1 pseudogene is annotated in these 424 nt (G+C 79.5%); it reads right to left on the bottom strand.

Annotated features, from left to right (window positions below):
• Positions 1–357: pseudogene (locus BI06_RS51660) on the bottom strand (hypothetical protein); the annotation flags it as partial.
• Positions 358–424: the final 67 nt, after the last annotated feature.

Here is a 424-nt window from a genome sequence, read left to right as displayed (position 1 = left end):
GTGCCGGTCCTGCCCGTACCACGGCGCGCCGAGCACCCGGGCCGCGTCCGGCGAACCCGCACCCGGCACCGCGACCGGGAGCGCCGGGTACCGCACCACCCGGTGCCCCAGCGCGTCGGCGAGCGCCTGCCCGGGCTCGGCCGTCCCCGGTGCCTCCAGGGTGCCGTGCAGCACGAACCTGACCGCCGGCCGGGCGCTGGGCAGTACCGTGCCCCAGAACCGCGCCACCGCGTCCAGGGCGACCGCGGGGGCGCCGGGGCTGCCGATCACGACGAGCAGCAGGTCGAGGTCGGCCGGGACCGCCTCGACCAACCGCCGCCGGTGGGCGGCCGGGGGCTCCTCGCGCGTGCTGCGCACCCAGACACCGCTCGGCAGGGGTTCGGCGACGGTGTCCGGCCCGAACGGCAGAGGAGCGGCCGGGCTG

Origin of the sequence: Kitasatospora sp. MBT66 (genome assembly GCF_000710405.2) — a bacterium.
In the GTDB taxonomy this organism is placed as follows: Bacteria; Actinomycetota; Actinomycetes; order Streptomycetales; family Streptomycetaceae; genus Kitasatospora; species Kitasatospora purpeofusca.
Note: the sequence above shows the minus strand (reverse complement) of the source record. Positions and strands in the feature narration are given on the sequence as shown.